Here is a 19,401-nt window from a genome sequence, read left to right as displayed (position 1 = left end):
AGGTCGCGGAGTGTTCTACCTGTTCCTCAAGAACGTCATCGTCGGCCCGTTCCTGCTCTCGGTGTTCCGCCCCTGGGTGCGCGGTGCCGAGCACGTGCCGCCGAAGGGCGCCGTGATCTTCGCGAGCAACCACCTCTCCTTCATCGACTCGGTGTTCCTGCCGCTCGTCGTCGACCGGCAGATCCGCTTCCTCGCCAAGAGCGAGTACTTCACGGGCCGGGGCCTGCGCGGCTGGATCGTGAAGACCTTCTTCCTCGCCATCGGCCAGCTGCCGATCGACCGCTCGGGCGGCAAGGCATCCGAGGCATCCCTCAACACCGGGCTGGAGCACCTCGCCACGGGCGGGCAGCTCGGCATCTACCCCGAGGGCACCCGCAGCCACGACGGGCGGCTGTACCGCGGTCGCACGGGCATCGCCCGCATGGTGCTCGAGTCGGGCGCCATCGTCATCCCGGTCGCGATGATCGACACCGACAAGGTCATGCCCGTCGGCGCGAAGCTGCCCAAGGTGCGCCGGGTCGGGGTCGTGTTCGGGGAGCCCATCGACTTCTCGCGCTTCGCGGGGATGGAGGGCGACCGCTTCGTGCTGCGCTCCATCACCGACGAGATCATGTACGAGCTCTCGCACCTCGGCGGCCAGGAGTACGTCGACGTGTACGCCTCGAGCGTCAAGGGCCGCCCGCAGTCGGCGGCATCCCCGGCGCTCGGCTAGGCTGGTGCGCTGGGCTGTCCGCCCGCACCGACGCAATCCGACCAGAGGACCCACCCGTGGTAGACCCCACCGAGACCATCGTGCAGGCAGATCCCTCCGTGATCGCCGGTCTCGACTATTGGCGGAACCTGCCCATCAAGCAGCAGCCGGAGTGGGCCGACCCGGAGGCGGTGCGCGCGGCATCCGCCGAGATCGCGAGCCTGCCGCCGCTCGTCTTCGCCGGTGAGGTCGACATCCTGCGCGATCGCCTCGCGCATGCGGCCCGCGGTGAGTCCTTCCTGCTGCAGGGCGGCGACTGCGCCGAGACCTTCGCGGGCGCCACCGCCGAGCAGATCCGCAACCGGGTCAAGACGCTCCTGCAGATGGCGGTCGTGCTCACCTACGGCGCCTCCATGCCGATCGTGAAGATGGGCCGGATGGCGGGGCAGTTCGCGAAGCCCCGCTCGAGCGACCTCGAGACCCGCGGCGACGTCACGCTGCCCGCCTACCGTGGCGACATCGTCAACGGCTACGACTTCACGCCCGAGTCGCGCCAGGCCGACCCGCGTCGGCTCGTGCAGGGGTACCACACGGCGGCCTCGACGCTGAACCTCATCCGCGCCTTCACGCAGGGCGGCTTCGCGGACCTCCGCCAGGTGCACTCCTGGAACCGGGGCTTCGCGTCGAACCCGGCCAACCAGCGCTACGAGGGCCTCGCCAAGGAGATCGACCGCGCCATCCGCTTCATGGAGGCGGCCGGAGCCGACTTCGACGAGCTCAAGCGCGTCGAGTTCTACACCGGCCACGAGGGTCTGCTCATGGACTACGAGCGCCCGATGACCCGCATCGACTCGCGCAACGGCACGCCCGTCAACACCTCGGCCCACTTCCTCTGGATCGGGGAGCGCACGCGCGAGCTCGACGGCGCGCACGTCGACTACTTCTCGCGCATCCGCAACCCCATCGGGGTCAAGCTCGGGCCCACCACGACGGTCGAGACGATGGAGAAGCTCATCGACAAGCTCGACCCCGAGCGCGAGCCCGGGCGTCTCACCTTCATCACGCGGATGGGGGCGGGCAAGATCCGCGACGCGCTGCCGCCGCTGCTCGAGGCCATCAAGGGCATGGATGCGACCCCGCTGTGGGTCACCGACCCCATGCACGGCAACGGCATCACGACGCCCACCGGCTACAAGACCCGGCGTTTCGACGACGTGGTCGACGAGGTGCGGGGCTTCTTCGAGGCGCACCGCGCGGCGGGCACCCACCCGGGCGGCATCCACGTGGAGCTCACCGGCGACGACGTGACCGAGTGCCTCGGCGGCTCGGAGCAGATCGACGAGGCGACCCTCGCGACGAAGTACGAGTCGCTGTGCGACCCGCGTCTGAACCACATGCAGTCGCTCGAGCTCGCGTTCCTCGTCGCGGAGGAGCTCACCGCGAGGTGAGCGCCCCCGCGAGCGGGCGACGCAGTGCGGAGGAGCTCACCGCGAGGTGAGCGCCTCCACGAGGCTCAGGCGCGGCTGCCGTGCCTCGTGGCGACCAGCAGGAGCAGTCCGGCGACGAGGGCGAGCGCGCCGAGCCATCCCGCGGTGATCGTCTCGGCGGCACCGGAGTCGGCGAGCGCGGGTGCGGCCGCGGGTCCGGCATCCGTCTCGGGATCGGGGTCGTCGGCCGGCAGCTCCGCGTAGCGGAACGCGACCTCGACCCCGCCCGTCTCGGGGACCGCGAACGTGGCGGGGGAGACCTGCGCCGCCGCCGTCCAGACGTAGCTGCTCGCGTCGAAGTCCCCCGCGAGGTAGCTCGCCGTGGCGCTGAGCGTGCAGGTGGAGCCTTCGGGCAGGCGCAGGGCGAGCGGGCCGGTGAGGTCGAGAGAGGCGGTGCCGGACATCGTCGTCCCCGAGACGTCGGCGCACGTGAACGCGATCGGGAAGGCCCGTCCCGTGCCACCCGTGTAGCCACCGGGGCCGTCGACGACGCCTGAGACCTCGACGGTGTCGACGGCGAGGGGACGGTAGACGATCGGCAACGCCGAGGTGCCCTGGTCGGTCACGACCACCGGGATGGGCACGACCGGGTCCCCCCATTCGACGTCGCCGAGGGTGGTGAGCAGCGAGCCACTCGGTCGATTCGCGACGACCGCGCACGTCCTGCCGCTCGCGATCCCCGTGACCGTCACGGGCGCGGCGGTGGTCAAGGTGGAGAAGGTCCCCGTGTATCCACCCCCGCAGTCGTAGCGCCCCGAGAAGGTCTTGGTCGATCCGCCGATGTACACCGAGCCGGGGTCGTCGACGGACGCGCTGATCGTGATCGCCCCCGACGACTGCCGGACGGTCGCCGTGCACGTGACGGAGGTCTCCTCGACGAGGCTCACGACATCGGCGACGACGGGCAGCGACGTGGGGCCGTCGTTGCACGCCCAGTTCCCGAGCTGCACGAAACCGTACTGCGCGGGTCCTGTGCCGAGCAGTGAGAGCGTGTAGTCGCCCTCGGGCACGGTCTGCAGGGTGGCATCGGGGGTGGTGGCGGGGCCGCCGACCGTCGTCGGGCCGACAGCCGTCACCGTGAAGCTGCTGGGTGGGACGGCGCCTCCCTGCACGACGACCCAGAGGGTCAGGCTGAGCTCGCCCTCCGCGGCGGATGCGCGCGGGGTCTGGGCCGGAGCGATGACGAGGGCGGACGCCACGAGGGCGAGCAGGGACGTGCGGAGGAGGGCGCGGAACATGGGACTCCAGAGCTCGGGTGGCCCCATGCTAGCGGCGTGAGGTCAGCCGACCGCGAGCCGCACCTTCACCTTGTCGTTCAGGTGCAGTTCGGTGCCGGCACCCGGGTCGATCTCGACGACGACCGCCGAGCTCGGGATGCCCTCGCCGATGAACTCGCTCGCGTTGTTCCAGTAGGTGAAGCCGAGCCCCGCGTCCTGCAGGGTCTTGCGTGCCTCGTACCAGCTGCGGCCGACGATGTCGGGCACCGGGATCGGCTGGCGGCCCTGGGAGACGTCGAGCACGACCACGTCCGAGGGGTGCAGCGGGCCGGTGGGCGGCACGATGCCGATGACGAGGCCCTCGGCGATGTCCTCGCTCCAGTCGAGCTGGGTGCCGGCGTCGACCGTGAGGCCCACGGCGACGAGCTTCGCGGTGGCCTCGTCGATCGACAGGCCCGCGACGTCGGGCACCCGGCCCGCCGACACGACGAGCGCGACGGTCTGCCCCTCGTAGAGCTGCTGGTCGGCGGCGAGCGCGGGGGAGCCGCCCGAGACGTCGAGCTCGCCGACCGCGGCCGAGAGCACGACGTCCTCGTCCTGATCCGAGAACTGGCGCACCACATCCTCGTCGAGCACCATGTTCGCGGTGCCGATCGCGGTGGTCGCGTCGGAGAGGCTCATGCCCGCGAGGGCGGGCAGGGTCGTGGGGGCGGGCCCGATCGACACCTGCAGGGTCACCACCGTGCCCTTGCGGATGCTCGTGCCGGGTTCGGGGTCGGTACCCGCGACGAGGTCGGCGGGCACGTCGATGCTGGTGACCTGCTGGGTGTCGGCCGCCACCTCGATGCCGAGACCCTCCAGCAGCTCGCGCGCCGCATCCGGCTTCATGTTCACGACCGACGCCGGGATCGTCACGTGCGCGCCCGGGCCCGCACCGAACCACCAGCCGGCGCCGCCCGCGGCGAGCGTCAGCAGCAGCACGAGCACGAAGGCGAGCCGGCCCCGGCGACGACGGGAGGCGGCCTTCGCGCCGAGCTTCGCGGCGTTGGGGCTCACGGGGGCGGTGTCCTGCGGGGCGATCGGGGCCCGACCGCCGAGCACCTGCGTCTCGGCCGTGCTCTGCCGCGCCGAGGGCAGCACCATGGTCTTCTGGGTGGCGGTCGCCGCGGTCGGCAGCGCCGTGGTCAGCAGGGTCTCCGTGTCGCGCACCTGGTCGAGCAGGATGCGCGCGTCGCGCGGTCGCTCCTCCGGGTCGCGCGCGGTCGCCCACAGCACGAGCTCGTCGAGCTCGGCGGGCACGGCGTCGTTGGCGTTCGACGGCGGCGGCACCGAGTCGTTCGCGTGCTGGTAGGCGATCTGCATGGGCTGCTCGCCCTTGTACGGCTGCTCGCCCGTGAGCATCTCGTACATCATGATGCCGACCGCGTAGATGTCGCTGCGGGTGTCGGCGATGCCGCGCGTCACGAGCTCCGGGGAGAGGTAGGCGATCGTCCCGAGCAGGGCGGCGCCGGTCGCGGTGTTCGCGGACGCCGCGCGCGCGAGCCCGAAGTCGCCGATCTTGATGCGCCCGTCATCCGCGAGCAGCACGTTCTCGGGCTTGAGGTCGCGGTGCACGATGCCGGCCTTGTGGGCCGCGGAGAGGCCCGAGAGCACGGCCTCGGTGATGTCGATGGTCTGCTCGGGGGTGAGCGCGCCGTGCTCCTGCAGCAGCTCGCGCAGGGTGATGCCCGGCAGGTACTCCATGACGAGGTACGCCGAGTCCTCGTCCTGGCCCTGGTCGAAGACGTTCACGACGTTGGGGTGCGCGAGCCGGGCGGCCGAGCGCGCCTCCTGGATGAAGCGCTGCTTGAACTGGCTGTCGTCGGCGAGGTGGCCGTGCATGACCTTGACGGCCACGCGGCGTTCGAGCCGCAGGTCGGTGGCGAGGTAGACGGTGGCCATGCCGCCGCGGGCGATGCGCGACCGCACCTGATAGCGGCCGTCGATGAGACGGCCGATCAGCGGATCGGTCGTGCTGGTGGTCACCTCTCGAGTGTAGGAGGGCCCGTCGTCCGCATCCGGATGCCACACGGGGTGCGGCGCCAGGGGAACCGTGGCGAGCGGCTCCGTCAGCCCAGTTGAGCCAGCCATGCGGTCGCGCTCGTCTCCCACTTCGCGTACGCGTTCGGGTACGCCGAGATCTGCACCGCCTGGGCGGCCTGGGTGAGGCTCATCGACTGCCAGCCGGGGATGTCGAGCAGGCCGCGGGTGACGCCCGCGTTGGGGTTCGACGGGCCGCCGTAGAAGAGCCGTGCCGCGTGCGGGGCGTTGAGGATCTGCTCGCGCGTGCCCCAGCCCGTGCTCGGACGCTGCTGGAAAAGGCCGAGCGAGTCGCGGTCGCCGTAGTCGATGTTGCGCAGGCTCGACTCCTGCATCGCCGCGGCGAGGGCGATCACGATGCCGCGGTCGGGCACCCCGAGCTCGCGTCCGATCTGCACGATGATGCGGGCGTTGGCGGCCATCTCGGAGCTCAGCGGGGTGACCGTGCTGCCGTCCTGCACGACGTTGACGCCGGGGATGGTCAGGCTGCGGCCGGCGTAGATGATGCTCGACCAGCCCAGCCCGTTGGCGTCGAGGATGGACTGGATGCCGACGCCGAACTTCTTGGCGATCGAGGAGATCGTGTCGCCCGACTTGATGAGGTAGCTCGTCGTGAGCACGGGTGCGGGCGTCGAGACGACCGGGGTGGAGGCGGGGTCGCCCGACTCGTCGACGCCGGTGGTGGGCGTCACCGAGGAGACGTTCTCGGCCGCGAGGGTCGCCCCGGGGATCGCGATCGTCTGCCCGGGGTAGATGATGCTCGACCAGCTGAGGCCGTTCGCGGTGAGCACCGACTGGGTCGAGACGCCGAAACGCGCCGCGATGCGGCTGATCGTGTCGCCCTTCTGGATCGTGTAGCGCCCGCCGGTCGTGGCGACGGGGGCCGTGGATGCGGTGGGCGCGACGGAGCCGCTCGTGAGCTTGAGCACCTGACCGGGGAAGATGAGCGACTTCCAGCCGAGGCCGTTGAGGGCGAGCACGCTCGCCGTGGCGAGGCCGTAGCGTCCCGCGATCGACGAGACGGTGTCGCCCGCCTTGACGGTGTAGGTGGTGGGGGTGGCGGATGCCGCCTGGGTCTTGACGGTGGACGTCGCGGCCGCGACGGCGGCGCGCACCGTGCTGCCGAGCGTGGTCTTGGGCTTCGCCGGCTTGCGCTCGGCGGCGGGGGTCGCGTTCACCGGGGCGACGGCGCCCGTGACGGTCAGCGTGCCGGCGAGCAGGATCGGCACGGTCGCCATCATGCCCTTGCCGAGGGCGGAGCCCACGGGGAGCTCGCGGGCGGGCCGTGCCGGGACGCGTGCCGCGGGGAGCGCCGTGGGGGTGAGACCCGCGAACACGGTGCGTGCCCGATCGGTCGCCTCATCGGTGTCGTACATCCCTGACCTGCCTTCCCCTCCGGCCTCGGGGGCGTGGTGCCTCGGGGGATAACGTGTCACAGATGATTAACAGTGTCAATTAGCGTGGCTGATGTTATGTGAGTTTACATGTTCGTAACATTTGACTTGCGCCGTCGCCCCCGTCGCGACATGGCACGCTAGGAACGTGACCGAACCCACCGCGTGGCTCACCATCCCGGACCTCGTCGAGGCGCTCGGCCTTCCGCAGGGGCGCGTGCGTCGTCTCATCGAGGATCGCCACCTGCTCGCGATCCGCGTCGACGGGGTGCTCCAGGTGCCCGCCGACTTCATCGAGGCGGGCGAGCCGCTGCACGAACTGCGCGGCACCCTCATGCTGCTCGCCGACAGCGGCTACAGCGACGAGGAGGCGATGCACTGGCTCCTCGAGGAGGAGGACAGCCTGGGCGTCGCCCCCATCGCCGCGCTGCGCGCGGGGCGCAAGTCCGAGGTGCGGCGCATCGCGCAGGCCCTCGCCTTCTGAAGGCCCTCGCTCAGGCGTCGCGGCGGGTGACCCGCTCGGCGAGGTCCGCGAGAGCCGAGGTGGCCGCGCCGCCGAGGGGGGCATCCGCGAGCGCCTCGCGCGCGACCCGCACGTTGTGGGCGATGATCCGCTCCACCTGATCGGCGGCGCCGGAGTCGCGCACGGTGTTCTGCAGCATCCGCACCTGCGCCTCGTCGAGCCCCGGATCCCCGAGCAGCTCGTCGAGCACCCGCACCGCGGTGGGCGGCATCTTCTGACGGGCCAGGCCGATGAGCACCGTGCGCTTGCCCTCGCGCAGATCGTCGCCGGAGGGTTTGCCCGTGACGGCCGGGTCGCCGAAGACGCCGAGCATGTCGTCGCGCAGCTGGAACGCGACGCCGAGCGGCAGCCCGAACGCGCGCAGCGCCGTGAGCTGGGCGAGCGAGCCTCCCGCGAGGGCGCCTCCGATCGCGAGCGGCGCCTCGACGCTGTATTTGGCCGACTTGTAGACGATCACCTTGTGGGCACGGGGGAGCGCCTCGCCGTCCGGCCGCGAACGCCAGGAGTCCTCCTCGAGCACGTCGAGGTACTGGCCGACCGTGACCTCGGTGCGCATCCGCGTGAACTCGGCGCGGGCGGCCGCGGCGGCCTCGCGGTCCGCGATGCGGGCGAGGCCCTCCTCGAAGAGCTGGTCGCTCCAGCCGAGCAGCAGGTCGCCGAGCAGGATCGCGGATGCCGCCCCGAAGTCCGCGGGGTCGCCGTCCCAGCCCTCCTCGCGGTGCAGGGCCTCGAAGGCGCGGTGCGCGGAGGGCCGGCCACGACGCAGGTCGGAGCTGTCGATGATGTCGTCGTGCACGAGCGCCGCGGCGTGGAACAGCTCGAGCGCCGCGGCCACCGAGATGACGGCGGGGAGCTCCGCGTCGAGGTCGGGCCCCTCGAGCTTGGGCAGCGGGTCGCCGCTCTCGGCGATCGCCGCGACCGAGCGCCATCCCCAGTAGCAGAACAGGGCGCGGAACCGCTTGCCGCCGGCGAGCAGCTCGCGCGCGCGGGCGACGAAGGGCTCGAGGTCGGGCGAGATCGAGGCGAGCTCGGTCGCGTGGACGTCGAGTGCGTCGTCGATCCGAGCTGCCACCCGGTCGACTAACCGCGTACTCCCAGCCACCTCCCTAGCCTAGCCAGGCCCGCGCGCCTACAATCGACTCACCGGCCCTGACGACTGCGTGCCGGATGCTGAAGGAGCACGACATGCCGCTTTCGGAACAGGAGCAGCGACTCCTCGACGAGATGGAGCGCAACCTCTATCACAGCGAGGCCGACGACGTCACGACCGTCGGTGCCCGTCGGGGCCGTGCCAACGCGACGGCCATCGTGCTCGCCGCCCTCGGCCTCCTCGTGGGGCTCAGCCTCCTCGTGCTCGGGGTGGTCGTGCACCAGCCCCTCGTCGGCATCGCCGGCTTCGCCGTCATGTTCGCGGGCGTCATGCTCGTGGCGGCGCCGCCGCTGCGGTTCACGGTGCCCTCCGCGCCCCGCGATCGGCACTGATCCCCGCGGGGCGGCTGACGCGCCTCTGAGCTCCCGCTGATGAGCCGGCCTTCGGGCCGGCTTTTTTCATGCCCGGATTCTGGGCGGCGCGTGGATTTTCCCTCCACACTCCTCCACCGCCTTCTGCCCTGATATTCATTGGGCTCATCTCGCGACATGTGATAAATCTGTGGTCGTTTTGCTTGTTTGGTGGTGATTGGTGGAGTAAAGTGGAGAAACCTGGATCCGGCCGGAGCGAAGGGGGAGGACATGCTGCTCGGCACGTTCGTCCCCAAGCTCGACGAGAAGGGGCGCATCATCCTCCCGGCGAAGTTCATGGGGGACTTCGAGGGCGGCGTCTTCATGACCCGCGGCCAGGAGCACTGCGTCTACCTCTTCAGCCGTCGTGAGTTCGAGGCCCTCCACGAGCGCGCCCGGCAGGCGTCCGTGACCGGCAAGAAGGGGCGCGACTTCCTCCGCATGTTCCTGAGCGGGGCATCCGAGGAGGTCCCCGACAAGCAGCACCGCGTGACGATCCCGCCGATGCTGCGCGACTACGCCGGCCTCGACCGCGAGCTCACCGTCATCGGGGCGGGCAACCGCGCCGAGATCTGGGACACCGCCGCCTGGAACGAGTACTACGCGCAGGCCGAGGCCGACTTCGCCGACACCGACGAGGAGGTGATCGCGGGCATCTTCTGATCCCTCGGATGCGACCCTCAGCCGCGCTCCCTGGCACACCTTCCCCGGTGCCAGGTCGCAGCGGATGGGGATCGGATCCGGGGGACCGGCCCCACCGCCATGGCAGATCAGCTCCACGTCCCCGTCCTGCTCGAGCGCTGCATCGAGCTGCTCGCGCCCGCGCTCGAGGCGCCGGGCGCCGTCGTCGTCGACGCGACGCTCGGGCTCGGCGGTCACTCCGAGGCGCTGCTCGAGCGCTTCGAGCGCATCCAGCTCGTCGGTCTCGACCGCGACCGTCACGCCCTCGCCCTCGCGGGGGAGCGCCTCGCCCGGTTCGGCGACCGCGTGCACCTCGTGCACACCGTGTACGACCGGCTCGACGAGGCGCTCGAGGGGCTCGGCATCGCGCGCGTCGCCGGCATCCTGTTCGACCTCGGCGTCTCCTCGATGCAGCTGGACCAGGCCGAGCGCGGCTTCTCCTACGCGCAGGACGCGCCGCTCGACATGCGGATGGACGACACGGCCGAGCTGACCGCCGCACGCGTGCTCGCCGAGTACGACGAGGCCGAGCTGCGCCGCATCTTCTGGGAGTACGGCGACGAGAAGCTCGCCCCGCGCTACGCGCGCCGCATCGTGGAGGAGCGCCGGAGCGCCCCCATCGAGACCTCGGCACGGCTCGTGGCGATCATCGACGCCGCGACCCCCGCGGCCGCCCGCCGCGCCGGTCACCAGTCCAAGCGCGTCTTCCAGGCGCTGCGCATCGAGGTCAACCAGGAGCTCGCCGTGCTCGAGCGGGCGATCCCGGCCGCGCTCGACGCCCTCGAGGTAGGCGGCCGCATCGTCGTGCTCGCCTACCAGTCCCTCGAGGACCGCATCGTGAAGCGCGAACTGCAGACCAGGTCGACCTCGACCGCCCCGCGCGGGCTGCCGGTGGAACTGCCCGAGCACGCCCCCGAGCTGCGCCTGCTGGTGCGCGGGGCGGAGCTCGCCGACGACGAGGAGCGCGCCCGCAACCCGCGGGCGACGCCCGTGCGGCTGCGTGCCGCGGAGAGGATCAGGGAGGCCGCATGAGCGCCGTCGCCGAGGCCGTGCTGCAGCCGGCATCCGCCCCCCGGGAGGCGCCGCGCCGGCACCTCGACATCGCCCCCACCCGGGCCCAGCGCCGTGCGCGGCCGCGCATCTACGCGGCGCTCGTCGCGGTGGGCGGCATCGGTGCGATCCTGCTGGCCCAGCTGCTCATGAGCATCGTGCTCGCCGACGGCGCGTACCAGATCTCGGCGCTGCAGACCGAGAAGCGCAACCTGCTCCGCGAGCAGCACGCCGCCCAGGAGGACCTCGAGCAGCTGAGCTCCACCCAGAGCCTCATCCAGAACGCCACCGCGCTCGGCATGGTCACGAGCGGCAACCCCGTCTTCCTCGACGTCGCAACCGGCCAGGCGCTCGGCGTCTCGGCCGCGCCGAAGGGCCAGATCGTGGGCTCGGGCGGCAACCTCATCGGCAACTCGCTCCTCGCCGACGGCTCGACCCTGCTCGACCCCGCGACGATCGCGGCCGCCCAGCAGGGCGACGACGGCGCCGCCCTCGTGACGACCCCGGATGCGGCGGCGGGCGCGGTCTCGGGTGTCGCTCCCGTGACGTCGACCCCGGGCACGCTACCGTCGCCCACGACCCGCTGACGGCAGGAGCACAGTGATCACCGCACGAGGAAGCCGCCGCCGGCTCACCCTGGCGCTCGTCGCCGTCTTCGTCGTGATCGTGGTCTTCGGGGTGCGGCTCGTCGACATCCAGGTCGTGCGCGCCGAGACGCTCAGCACGATCGCGGGCAGCAACTACACGAGCGCGACGATCTGGGGCACCCGCGGCAGCATCGTCGACGCCAACGGCACCGTGCTCGCGACGAGCGTCGACCGCTTCAACATCACGGCGTCCCCGAAGCTCGTCGACCTCGCCGGCTTCCAGCGCGTCGAGAAGGTCGACGGCGAGAACAAGCGCGTCGACGTGAGCTTCTCCGACGCCGTGAACGAGATCGCCCAGCTCACGGGCGCCGACATCCAGCAGCTCACGACGGCGCTCACCTCCGACCCCGACTCCGACTTCGTGTACCTCGTGAAGTCGGTCAAGCTCGACGTGTTCCGTGCCGTCACGGCCCTGCGCATCCCGTGGGTGTACAGCGAGCCGCAGCCGGCCCGCAGCTACCCGAACGGCGCCATCGCCGGCAACCTCGTGGGCCTCATGGGCACCGACGGTGCGCTCTCGGGCACCGAGCTCAAGTGGAACGAGTGCCTCGCGTCCACGAACGGCACGACGGAGTACGCCTACAGCGCCGACGGCGTGCGGATGCCGGGCTCGGAGGTCGTGGAGACCCCGGCCGTCGACGGCGGCACCGTGCACCTCACGATCGACGCCGACCTGCAGTGGTTCGCCCAGCAGGCGCTCGCCGAGCAGGGCACCGCGATCGGCGCCCGCTGGGGAACCGCCATGGTCGTCGAGGTGAAGACGGGCCGCATCGTCGCCGCCGCCGACTGGCCCTCGATCGACCCGAACGACCTCAACTCCGCCTCGGCCGACGACTCCGGTTCGCGCATCTTCACGGCGCCGTACGAGCCCGGCTCGCTCATCAAGACGGCGACCGTCGCGGGCATGCTCGACGCGGGCGTCATCACGGCCGACACGCAGCTCACGGTGCCCTCCGCCTACTACATCGGCAAGGACGTCATCCACGACTCCTGGGCGCACGACGCGGTCAACTACACCGTCGCCGGCATCCTCGTGAACTCCTCCAACATCGGCATCGGCATGCTCACCGAGCGCCAGCCGCTCGCCGACCGCATCGACTACCTGAAGGCCTTCGGCTTCGGATCGCCGACCGGCGCCGACTTCCTCGGCGAGGAGGCCGGCACGGTGCACGGCGTCGACTCGACCGACCCGGTCACCGCGGTGACCCAGCAGTTCGGCCAGGGCATGACGGCGACGAGCGCGCAGGTCATGAGCATGTACCAGACGATCGGCAACCACGGCGTGCGCATCCCGCTGACCCTCGTCGACGGCTGCGAGCACCCCGACGGCAGCTACACCGCGGCGCCGACCCCCGAGGGCGAGCGCGTCGTCTCGCAGTACGCGGCCGACACGACGGTCAACATCCTCGAGAACGTCGTCACGAACTACCACCTCGGGCCGACGCTCTCCGTGCCGGGCTACCGCATCGCCGCGAAGTCCGGCACCGCCGAGGTCGCGGCCGGCGGCCGCTACACCTCCGACCGCATCGTCTCGGTCGCGGGACTGCTGCCCGCCGACGACCCCCAGTACGCGATCGATGTGACCTTCGCGTTCCCGACTACGATTAAGTCGTCCCGAGCGGCAGCACCCACGTTCCACGCCCTTGCGGAGCAGGTCATCAAGACGTTCCGGGTCCCCCCGTCGACGGAGCCCGCCCCGAGCATCCCGCTCACCTGGTGAGAGCGCCCGCCGACAGACCCACAGGAGGCCGAGCAGCGTGAGCTCACGGCACCCCTCGATCCCGGAGGACGCCGCATGATCCCGTTCCGGCTCGACGAGCTGGCCGAACTGCTCGGGGGCGAGCTCCTGCTCCCCGCGGACACGGACGCGCGGACGGTCGTGGACGGCGGTGTGGAGACGGATTCGCGGCTCGTCTCCGCGGGCTCGATCTTCTTCGCCTTGCCCGGCGAGGTGACCGACGGCCACCTGTTCGCCCCGGCCGCGGTCGAGGCGGGCGCGGCGTTCGTCGTGTGCCGGGAGGACCTCGGGCTCGAGGTGCCGCAGCTCGTGGTGGCCGACGGCCTCGAGGCGCTCGGCGAGCTCGCCCGGGAGGTCGTGGCGCGCGTGCGCGCGGGCGGTCGCCTCCGGGTGGTGGGCGTCACCGGCTCGAACGGCAAGACCACGACGAAGAACCTGCTGCGCGCGATCCTCGCCGAGGAGGGCCCGACGGTCGCCCCGCGCGACTCCTTCAACAACCAGGTGGGCGCGCCCATCTCGATGCTGCGCATCGACCACGACACGCGCTTCCTCGTCGTCGAGATGGGGGCGAGCGGGGCGGGCAAGATCGCCCGGCTCGTCTCGATCGCCCGCCCCGACATCGGGGTCGTGCTCAAGGTCGGCCTCGCGCACGCGGGCGGCTTCGGCGGCATCGACGCCACCGAGGAGGCGAAGGCCGAGATGGTCGTCGAGCTGCCCGAGACGGCCGTCGCGGTGCTCAACGCCGACGACGACCGCGTGGCCCGCATGGCGGGGCGCACGGCCGCGCGCGTCGTGACCTTCGGACAAGCTCCCGGGGCCGAGGTGCGCGCCGAGGACGTCGAGGCGACCGCAGCCGGCACCCGCTTCACCCTCGTCGTCGACGGGGTGCGCCGGCCGGTCGGGCTGCGCATCCTCGGCGAGCACCACGTCATGAACGCCCTCGCGGCGATCGCGGTGGTGCGCGAGCTCGGCATCGACCTCGATCGCGCGATCGCGGCGATCGAGGCCGTGCCGCGCGCCGAACGCTGGCGCATGGAGCTCTTCGAGCGGCCGGACGGCGTCACGGTCGTCAACGACGCCTACAACGCGAGCCCCGACTCGGTCGCCGCCGCGCTCAAGACGCTCGCGCAGATCGCGCGCCCCGAGGGCCGCCGCACGGTCGCGGTGCTCGGCGAGATGGCCGAGCTCGGCGAGTACGCCCAGGAGGAGCACGACCGGATCGGCCGCCTCGTGGTGCGGCTCGACATCCGCAAGCTCGTCGTCGTCGGCGACGCGGCCCGCCACATCCACGCCGCCGCCGGGCTCGAGGGTTCGTGGGACGGGGAGTCGGTGCTCGTGGCGGATGCCGACGCCGCCTACGATGTGCTCCGTGACGAACTGCGGTCAGGCGACATCGTGCTCGTGAAGTCGTCGAACTCGGCGGGCCTGCGCTTCCTCGGCGACCGGCTCGCGGCGACGGGGGCCGACTCGTGATCACACTGCTCATCGCGGGCGCCTTCTCGCTCGTCTTCACGCTCTTCACGACACCGCTCTGGATCCGCCTGTTCAAGCGGCTCGGCTGGGGCCAGTTCATCCGCGACGACGGCCCGCAGTCGCACCACACCAAGCGCGGCACGCCCACGATGGGCGGCATCGTCTTCATCACGGGGTCCGTGCTCGGCTACCTCGTGGGGCACCTCGTGACCGAGACCCCGCTCACGATGGTCGCGACGCTCGTGCTCGGGATGATGGTGGGCCTCGGTCTCGTCGGCTTCGTCGACGACTTCCTGAAGACCCGCAAGCAGCGCAGCCTCGGCCTCGGCGGCTGGTCGAAGATCGCCGGGCAGGCCATCATCGCCACGGTCTTCGCCCTGCTCGCGCTCGGCTTCCCCGACGAGAACGGCCTCACCCCGGCGTCGACCTTCATCTCGGGCGTGCGCGACATCGGCTGGCTCGACCTCTTCGCCTTCGGACCCGTGATCGGCGTCATCCTGTTCCTCGTCTGGGTCAACATCATCACGGTGTCGGCATCCAACGGCGTGAACGTGGCCGACGGCCTCGACGGCCTCGCCTCGGGGGCCGCGATCTTCTCGGTGTCGGCGTACATCTTCATCGCCTTCTGGCAGTTCAACCAGTCGTGCTTCAACGTCAACATCGACCCCGACGTCTACTACAAGTGCTACGAGGTGCGCGATCCCATCGACCTCGCGGTCGTCTCCGCCGCCATCGCGGGCAGCCTCGTCGGGTTCCTGTGGTGGAACACCTCGCCCGCGCAGCTGTTCATGGGCGACACCGGCTCGCTCGCGCTCGGCGGCTCGCTCGCGGCGCTCGCCATCCTCACCCGCACCGAGCTGCTGCTCGTGCTCATCGGCGGGCTCTTCCTCATCACCACGGGCTCGGTCATCGTGCAGCGCACCTGGTTCAAGATCACCAAGTGGCGTTACGGCCAGGGCAGGCGGGTGTTCCTGATGAGCCCGCTGCATCACCACTTCGAGCTCAAGGGCTGGGCGGAGATCACCGTCGTGGTGCGGTTCTGGATCATCGGCGCGCTGTTCGTCGCGGCCGCGGTCGGCGTGTTCTACCTCGAATGGATCAGCCGCTGAACGCGCGGCTCGAGCATCTGACCAGCTGGCACGCCGACTGGTCGGGGCTGCGGGTCGCGGTGCTCGGACTCGGGGTGACCGGGTTCGCGGTCGCCGACACCCTCGTCGAGCTCGGTGCATCGGTGCTCGTCGTCGCGGCGCGCGGCAGCGAGGAGCACCGCGGGCTGCTCGACGTCATCGGGGCGCGGTTCCTCGCGCATCCGGATGCCGAGGGGGCCCCCGAGGAGCTGCTCGCCTTCGCGCCCGAGCTCGTCGTCGTGTCGCCGGGCTACCACCCCGACCACCCGCTGCTCGCCTGGGCCGAACAGACCGGCATCCCGGTGTGGGGCGACATCGAGCTCGCGTGGCGACTGCGCGACAAGGTCGTGCGCGCCGACGGCACCCCCGCCGAGTGGGTCCTCGTCACGGGCACCAACGGCAAGACGACGACCACCCAGCTCACGGCGCACATGCTCGTCGCGGGCGGCCTGCGGGCGGCTCCGGCGGGCAACATCGGCATCCCCGTGCTCGACGCGATCCGCGACCCCGGCGGCTTCGACGTGCTCGTCGTCGAGCTCTCGAGCTACCAGCTGCACTGGAGCCACCGGAACGCCGGCGGCGAGCTCGCCCCGCTCGCGAGCGTGTGCCTCAACATCGCCGACGACCACCTCGACTGGCACGGCTCGCGCGAGGCCTACATCGCCGCGAAGGGGCGGGTCTACGAGAACACCCGCGTCGCCTGCGTGTACAACCGCGCCGACGAGGCGACCATGCACCTCGTCGAGGACGCCGAGGTGCAGGAGGGCTGCCGCGCGATCGGCTTCGGCCTCGGGGTCCCGGGCCGCAGCGAGCTCGGCGTCATCGAGGGCATCCTCGTCGACCGCGCCTTCCTCGAGGAGCGCCACACGCATGCCCTCGAGCTCTCGACCGTCGAGGAGCTGCGCGACTCGGGCCTCGCCGCGCCGCACTCGGTCGCCAACGTGCTCGCGGCATCCGCCCTCGCGCGCGCGGCCGGCGTCGAGCCCCGGCACGTGCGGGAGGCGATCCGCAGCTTCCGGATGGACGCCCACCGCACCGAGCTCGTCGCGGTCGCGTCGGGGGTGAGCTGGGTCGACGACTCGAAGGCCACCAACGCCCACGCCGCCGACGCGTCGCTGCGCGCCGCGGAGAGCGTCGTCTGGATCGCCGGGGGCCTGCTCAAGGGCGTCGACCCGGCACCGCTCGTCGAACGGCACGCCGGGCGCCTGCGCGCGGCCGTCGTGATCGGTGCGGAACGCGCCGAGCTGCTCGCCGCGTTCGAGCGACACGCGCCCGGCGTCCCGGTGCTCGAGGTCGACGGATCGGAGACTGTGGACGTGATGTCCGCGGCGGTGCGCGCGGCAGCATCCGTGGCTCAGCCGGGCGACGTGGTGCTCCTCGCTCCCGCGGCGGCCTCGATGGATCAGTTCACGGACTACGCGGATCGCGGACGGCGGTTCGCCGAGGCGGTGCGGCGGCACCTGGAAGGGGGAGACGGTGACGACGACCCGACCCTCCCGACCGGAGCCGGCGGCGCCTAAACCGGCTGCCGCGCCCCGCGGCGTCACGGCGTTCGTGCGCCTGCGCCGCATCTTCGCGGCCGAGACCCCCGAGTACTCCCTGCTGCTCGGCACGACGCTCTTCCTCGTCGTGTTCGGCCTCGTGATGGTGCTGTCGTCGTCGTCGATCGAGTCGAGGGCCTCCGACGGGGATTTCTTCGCGCGCGCGGCGCGGCAGGCGATGCTCGCGGGCGTCGGCGTGCCGCTCATGCTCATCGTGTCCCGCGCGCCCGTGGGCTTCTGGAAGCGCTGGGCGTGGCAGGCGATGATCGCCGCCATCGTGCTGCAGTTCCTCGTCGTCGCCACCAACCTCGGCTTCGGCAGCTACAACCGCAACTGGCTCTACCTCGGCAGCTTCAGCTTCCAGCCCTCCGAGGCGGTCAAGCTCGCGCTCATCGTCTGGCTCGCCCTCATCGTGAGCACGAAGGCCCGTCTCATGGGGGACTGGAAGCACGTCGCCATGCCGATCCTGCCCTTCGCGGGCGGCGCGATCTTCCTCGTGCTCGTCGGCAACGACCTCGGCACCGCGATCATCCTGTTCGCGATGGTGCTCGGGGCCCTCTTCTTCGGCGGCGTGCGGATGCGGATCATCGCGGCGCTCGTCGGCCTCATCACGATCGCGGCGCTCATCCTCGTGCAGCTGAGCGACTCGCGCAGCGGCCGGTTCTCGGCGTGGCTCGGCGGCTGCAGCGACCCGAGCCTCGCGGGCGACGAGTGCTACCAGACCCTGCACGGCTGGCAGGCGCTCGCGAACGGCGGCTTCTTCGGCGTCGGCCTCGGCAACTCGGCCTCGAAGTGGAACTGGCTGCCCGAGGCGGAGACCGACTTCATCTTCGCGATCATCGGCGAGGAGCTGGGCCTCGTGGGCGCGGTGCTCGTCGTGCTGCTCTTCGCGGTGCTCGCGGTGTGCTTCGTGCGCATCATGCGCCGTCAGACCGACCCCTTCGTGAAGCTCGCCACGGGCGTCGCGATGGTGTGGATCATCGGTCAGGCCTTCGTCAACATCGCCGTCGTCCTCGGGCTGCTGCCCGTGCTCGGCGTGCCGCTGCCGCTCGTCTCGGCGGGAGGCTCCTCGCTCGTGACGACGCTCGTCGCGATCGGCATCGTGCTGTCGTTCGCCCGCACCGATCCGCGCGCGACGGAGCTCGCCCGGTGACCGTCTACCTGATGGCCGGGGGCGGGACCGCCGGCCACGTCAACCCGCTGCTCGCGACGGCCGACCGGCTCCGGGAGCTCGAGCCCGACGCGGAGGTGCTCGTGCTCGGCACGGCCGAGGGGCTCGAGGCGCGTCTCGTGCCGCAGCGCGGCTACGAGCTCGTCACGGTGCCGCGGCTGCCGTTCCCGCGCAGGCTCGACGCCGACGCGCTGCGATTCCCGGGCCGCTGGCGGGCGAGCGTCGCCGCGACCCGCGAGATCCTGCGCGACCGGGGCATCGACGCCGTCGTCGGCTTCGGGGGCTACGCCGCCGCACCCGCCTACGCCGCGGCGCACCGGGAGGGCGTGCCGCTCGTCATCCATGAGGCCAACGCCCGGCCGGGCATAGCGAACCGCTACGGCGCCCGGCTGACGCGCTTCGTCGGCACGGTCTTCCCGTCGACCCGCATCCGGCACGGACGCGTCGTCGGCCTGCCGCTGCGTCGCGAGATCGAGCGGCTCGACCGCTTCGCCGCGCGCCCCGAGGCTCTCGCGACGCTCGGACTCGCCGAGGGTCGCCCGACGCTGCTCGTGACGGGCGGCTCGACCGGCGCCCGCCGCCTCAACGAGGGCGTCTCGAGCGGCATCGACGCGATCCTCGCCGCCGGCTGGCAGGTGCTGCACATCACGGGCAGCCGCGCGCCCGTCGACGACCCGGGGCTTCCCGGCTACCGGCTGCTCGAGTACTGCGACCGGATGGACCTCGCCCTCGCGGCCGCCGACCTCGCGCTCTCGCGCGCCGGCTCCGCGACCGTGAGCGAGCTCGCGGCCCTCGGCATCCCCGCGGTCTTCGTGCCCTACGCGGTCGGCAACGGCGAGCAGCGGCTCAACGCGCAGGACGCCGTCGCGGCGGGCGGTGCGCTGCTGGTCGCCGACGCCGACTTCGACGAGGAGTGGGTGCGCGGCCCGTTCGTCGACCTCCTCGAGGATCCCGCGCTCGTCGCCGACATGGCCGCCCGGATCGCCACGACGGGCGCGCGGGACGGTGCCGACCGGCTCGTCGAGCTCGTCCGGGAGGCGGTGGTCGCCGACGCGTCGGCGGCGTCCGCGACCGAGAGGTAG

17 protein-coding genes are annotated in these 19,401 nt (G+C 71.7%); 13 read left to right on the top strand and 4 right to left on the bottom strand.

Going from position 1 to position 19,401, the window contains the following annotated elements; all coding sequences use genetic code 11:
* Positions 1 to 10: 10 nt before the first annotated feature.
* A complete protein-coding gene (locus D7I47_RS13785; protein ID WP_120763589.1) occupies positions 11 to 712 on the top strand; it encodes a lysophospholipid acyltransferase family protein in 702 nt (233 codons plus the stop codon).
* 56 nt (positions 713 to 768) lie between these two features.
* Positions 769 to 2,139, top strand: coding sequence for a class II 3-deoxy-7-phosphoheptulonate synthase (locus D7I47_RS13780; RefSeq protein ID WP_120763588.1), 1,371 nt, complete (start codon positions 769 to 771; stop codon positions 2,137 to 2,139).
* Positions 2,140 to 2,204: 65 nt separating this feature from the next.
* Here D7I47_RS13780 and D7I47_RS13775 read toward each other — a convergent pair whose 3' ends face one another.
* The 3 genes from D7I47_RS13775 to D7I47_RS13765 form a co-directional block, all read right to left on the bottom strand.
* Positions 2,205 to 3,416: a DUF5979 domain-containing protein gene (locus D7I47_RS13775; RefSeq protein ID WP_120763587.1), complete on the bottom strand. Its 1,212-nt coding sequence runs from the start codon at positions 3,414 to 3,416 to the stop codon at positions 2,205 to 2,207.
* A gap of 42 nt (positions 3,417 to 3,458) precedes the next feature.
* A complete protein-coding gene (gene pknB / locus D7I47_RS13770) occupies positions 3,459 to 5,420 on the bottom strand; it encodes a Stk1 family PASTA domain-containing Ser/Thr kinase (RefSeq protein ID WP_120763586.1) in 1,962 nt (653 codons plus the stop codon).
* Between the two features lie 83 nt (positions 5,421 to 5,503).
* Positions 5,504 to 6,850: a muramidase family protein gene (locus tag D7I47_RS13765; RefSeq protein ID WP_227000698.1), complete on the bottom strand. Its 1,347-nt coding sequence runs from the start codon at positions 6,848 to 6,850 to the stop codon at positions 5,504 to 5,506.
* Between the two features lie 166 nt (positions 6,851 to 7,016).
* Between D7I47_RS13765 and D7I47_RS13760 the strand changes: the two genes are divergently transcribed.
* Positions 7,017 to 7,352, top strand: coding sequence for an Rv2175c family DNA-binding protein (locus tag D7I47_RS13760; RefSeq protein WP_120763585.1), 336 nt, complete (start codon positions 7,017 to 7,019; stop codon positions 7,350 to 7,352).
* A gap of 10 nt (positions 7,353 to 7,362) precedes the next feature.
* On the opposite strand, the gene D7I47_RS13755 is transcribed toward D7I47_RS13760, so the two are convergent.
* Positions 7,363 to 8,493 carry a polyprenyl synthetase family protein gene (locus tag D7I47_RS13755; RefSeq protein WP_120763584.1) on the bottom strand — a complete coding sequence of 377 codons (1,131 nt, stop codon included), beginning with the start codon at positions 8,491 to 8,493 and terminating at the stop codon, positions 7,363 to 7,365.
* Positions 8,494 to 8,576: 83 nt separating this feature from the next.
* Here D7I47_RS13755 and D7I47_RS13750 point away from each other — a divergent pair, with 83 nt between their 5' ends.
* The 10 genes from D7I47_RS13750 (at position 8,577) to D7I47_RS13705 (ending at position 19,401) form a co-directional block, all read left to right on the top strand.
* The gene (locus D7I47_RS13750; protein ID WP_157981736.1) at positions 8,577 to 8,873 is read left to right on the top strand and encodes a DUF3040 domain-containing protein; all 297 of its coding nucleotides are present in this window, start codon (positions 8,577 to 8,579) and stop codon (positions 8,871 to 8,873) included.
* Between the two features lie 249 nt (positions 8,874 to 9,122).
* Positions 9,123 to 9,554, top strand: a complete 432-nt coding sequence (gene mraZ / locus D7I47_RS13745) for a division/cell wall cluster transcriptional repressor MraZ (protein WP_120763582.1) — start codon at positions 9,123 to 9,125, stop codon at positions 9,552 to 9,554.
* 99 nt (positions 9,555 to 9,653) lie between these two features.
* Positions 9,654 to 10,604, top strand: a complete 951-nt coding sequence (rsmH, locus tag D7I47_RS13740; RefSeq protein ID WP_120763581.1) for a 16S rRNA (cytosine(1402)-N(4))-methyltransferase RsmH — start codon at positions 9,654 to 9,656, stop codon at positions 10,602 to 10,604.
* Positions 10,601 to 11,209 (top strand): hypothetical protein, encoded by a 609-nt coding sequence (locus tag D7I47_RS13735; protein WP_120763580.1) that lies wholly within the window; start codon positions 10,601 to 10,603, stop codon positions 11,207 to 11,209. Before rsmH ends, D7I47_RS13735 begins: the two co-directional genes overlap by 4 nt.
* Before the next feature lie 13 nt (positions 11,210 to 11,222).
* Positions 11,223 to 12,989, top strand: coding sequence for a peptidoglycan D,D-transpeptidase FtsI family protein (locus tag D7I47_RS13730; protein WP_120763579.1), 1,767 nt, complete (start codon positions 11,223 to 11,225; stop codon positions 12,987 to 12,989).
* Between the two features lie 75 nt (positions 12,990 to 13,064).
* Positions 13,065 to 14,480, top strand: a complete 1,416-nt coding sequence (locus D7I47_RS13725; protein WP_120763578.1) for a UDP-N-acetylmuramoyl-tripeptide--D-alanyl-D-alanine ligase — start codon at positions 13,065 to 13,067, stop codon at positions 14,478 to 14,480.
* Positions 14,477 to 15,589, top strand: a complete 1,113-nt coding sequence (mraY, locus tag D7I47_RS13720) for a phospho-N-acetylmuramoyl-pentapeptide-transferase (protein ID WP_120763577.1) — start codon at positions 14,477 to 14,479, stop codon at positions 15,587 to 15,589. Before D7I47_RS13725 ends, mraY begins: the two co-directional genes overlap by 4 nt.
* Positions 15,574 to 17,127 carry a UDP-N-acetylmuramoyl-L-alanine--D-glutamate ligase gene (murD, locus tag D7I47_RS13715; protein ID WP_120763576.1) on the top strand — a complete coding sequence of 518 codons (1,554 nt, stop codon included), beginning with the start codon at positions 15,574 to 15,576 and terminating at the stop codon, positions 17,125 to 17,127. Before mraY ends, murD begins: the two co-directional genes overlap by 16 nt.
* Complete coding sequence (ftsW, locus tag D7I47_RS13710; RefSeq protein WP_120763575.1) at positions 17,084 to 18,301, top strand: putative lipid II flippase FtsW; 1,218 nt, start codon at positions 17,084 to 17,086, stop codon at positions 18,299 to 18,301. The genes murD and ftsW overlap by 44 nt, the downstream gene beginning before the upstream one ends.
* Complete coding sequence (locus D7I47_RS13705) at positions 18,298 to 19,401, top strand: UDP-N-acetylglucosamine--N-acetylmuramyl-(pentapeptide) pyrophosphoryl-undecaprenol N-acetylglucosamine transferase (protein ID WP_120763574.1); 1,104 nt, start codon at positions 18,298 to 18,300, stop codon at positions 19,399 to 19,401. Before ftsW ends, D7I47_RS13705 begins: the two co-directional genes overlap by 4 nt.

Source organism: Protaetiibacter intestinalis, assembly GCF_003627075.1.
Taxonomy (GTDB): domain Bacteria; phylum Actinomycetota; class Actinomycetes; order Actinomycetales; family Microbacteriaceae; genus Homoserinibacter; species Homoserinibacter intestinalis.
This window is presented reverse-complemented; position numbering and strand designations above follow the sequence as displayed.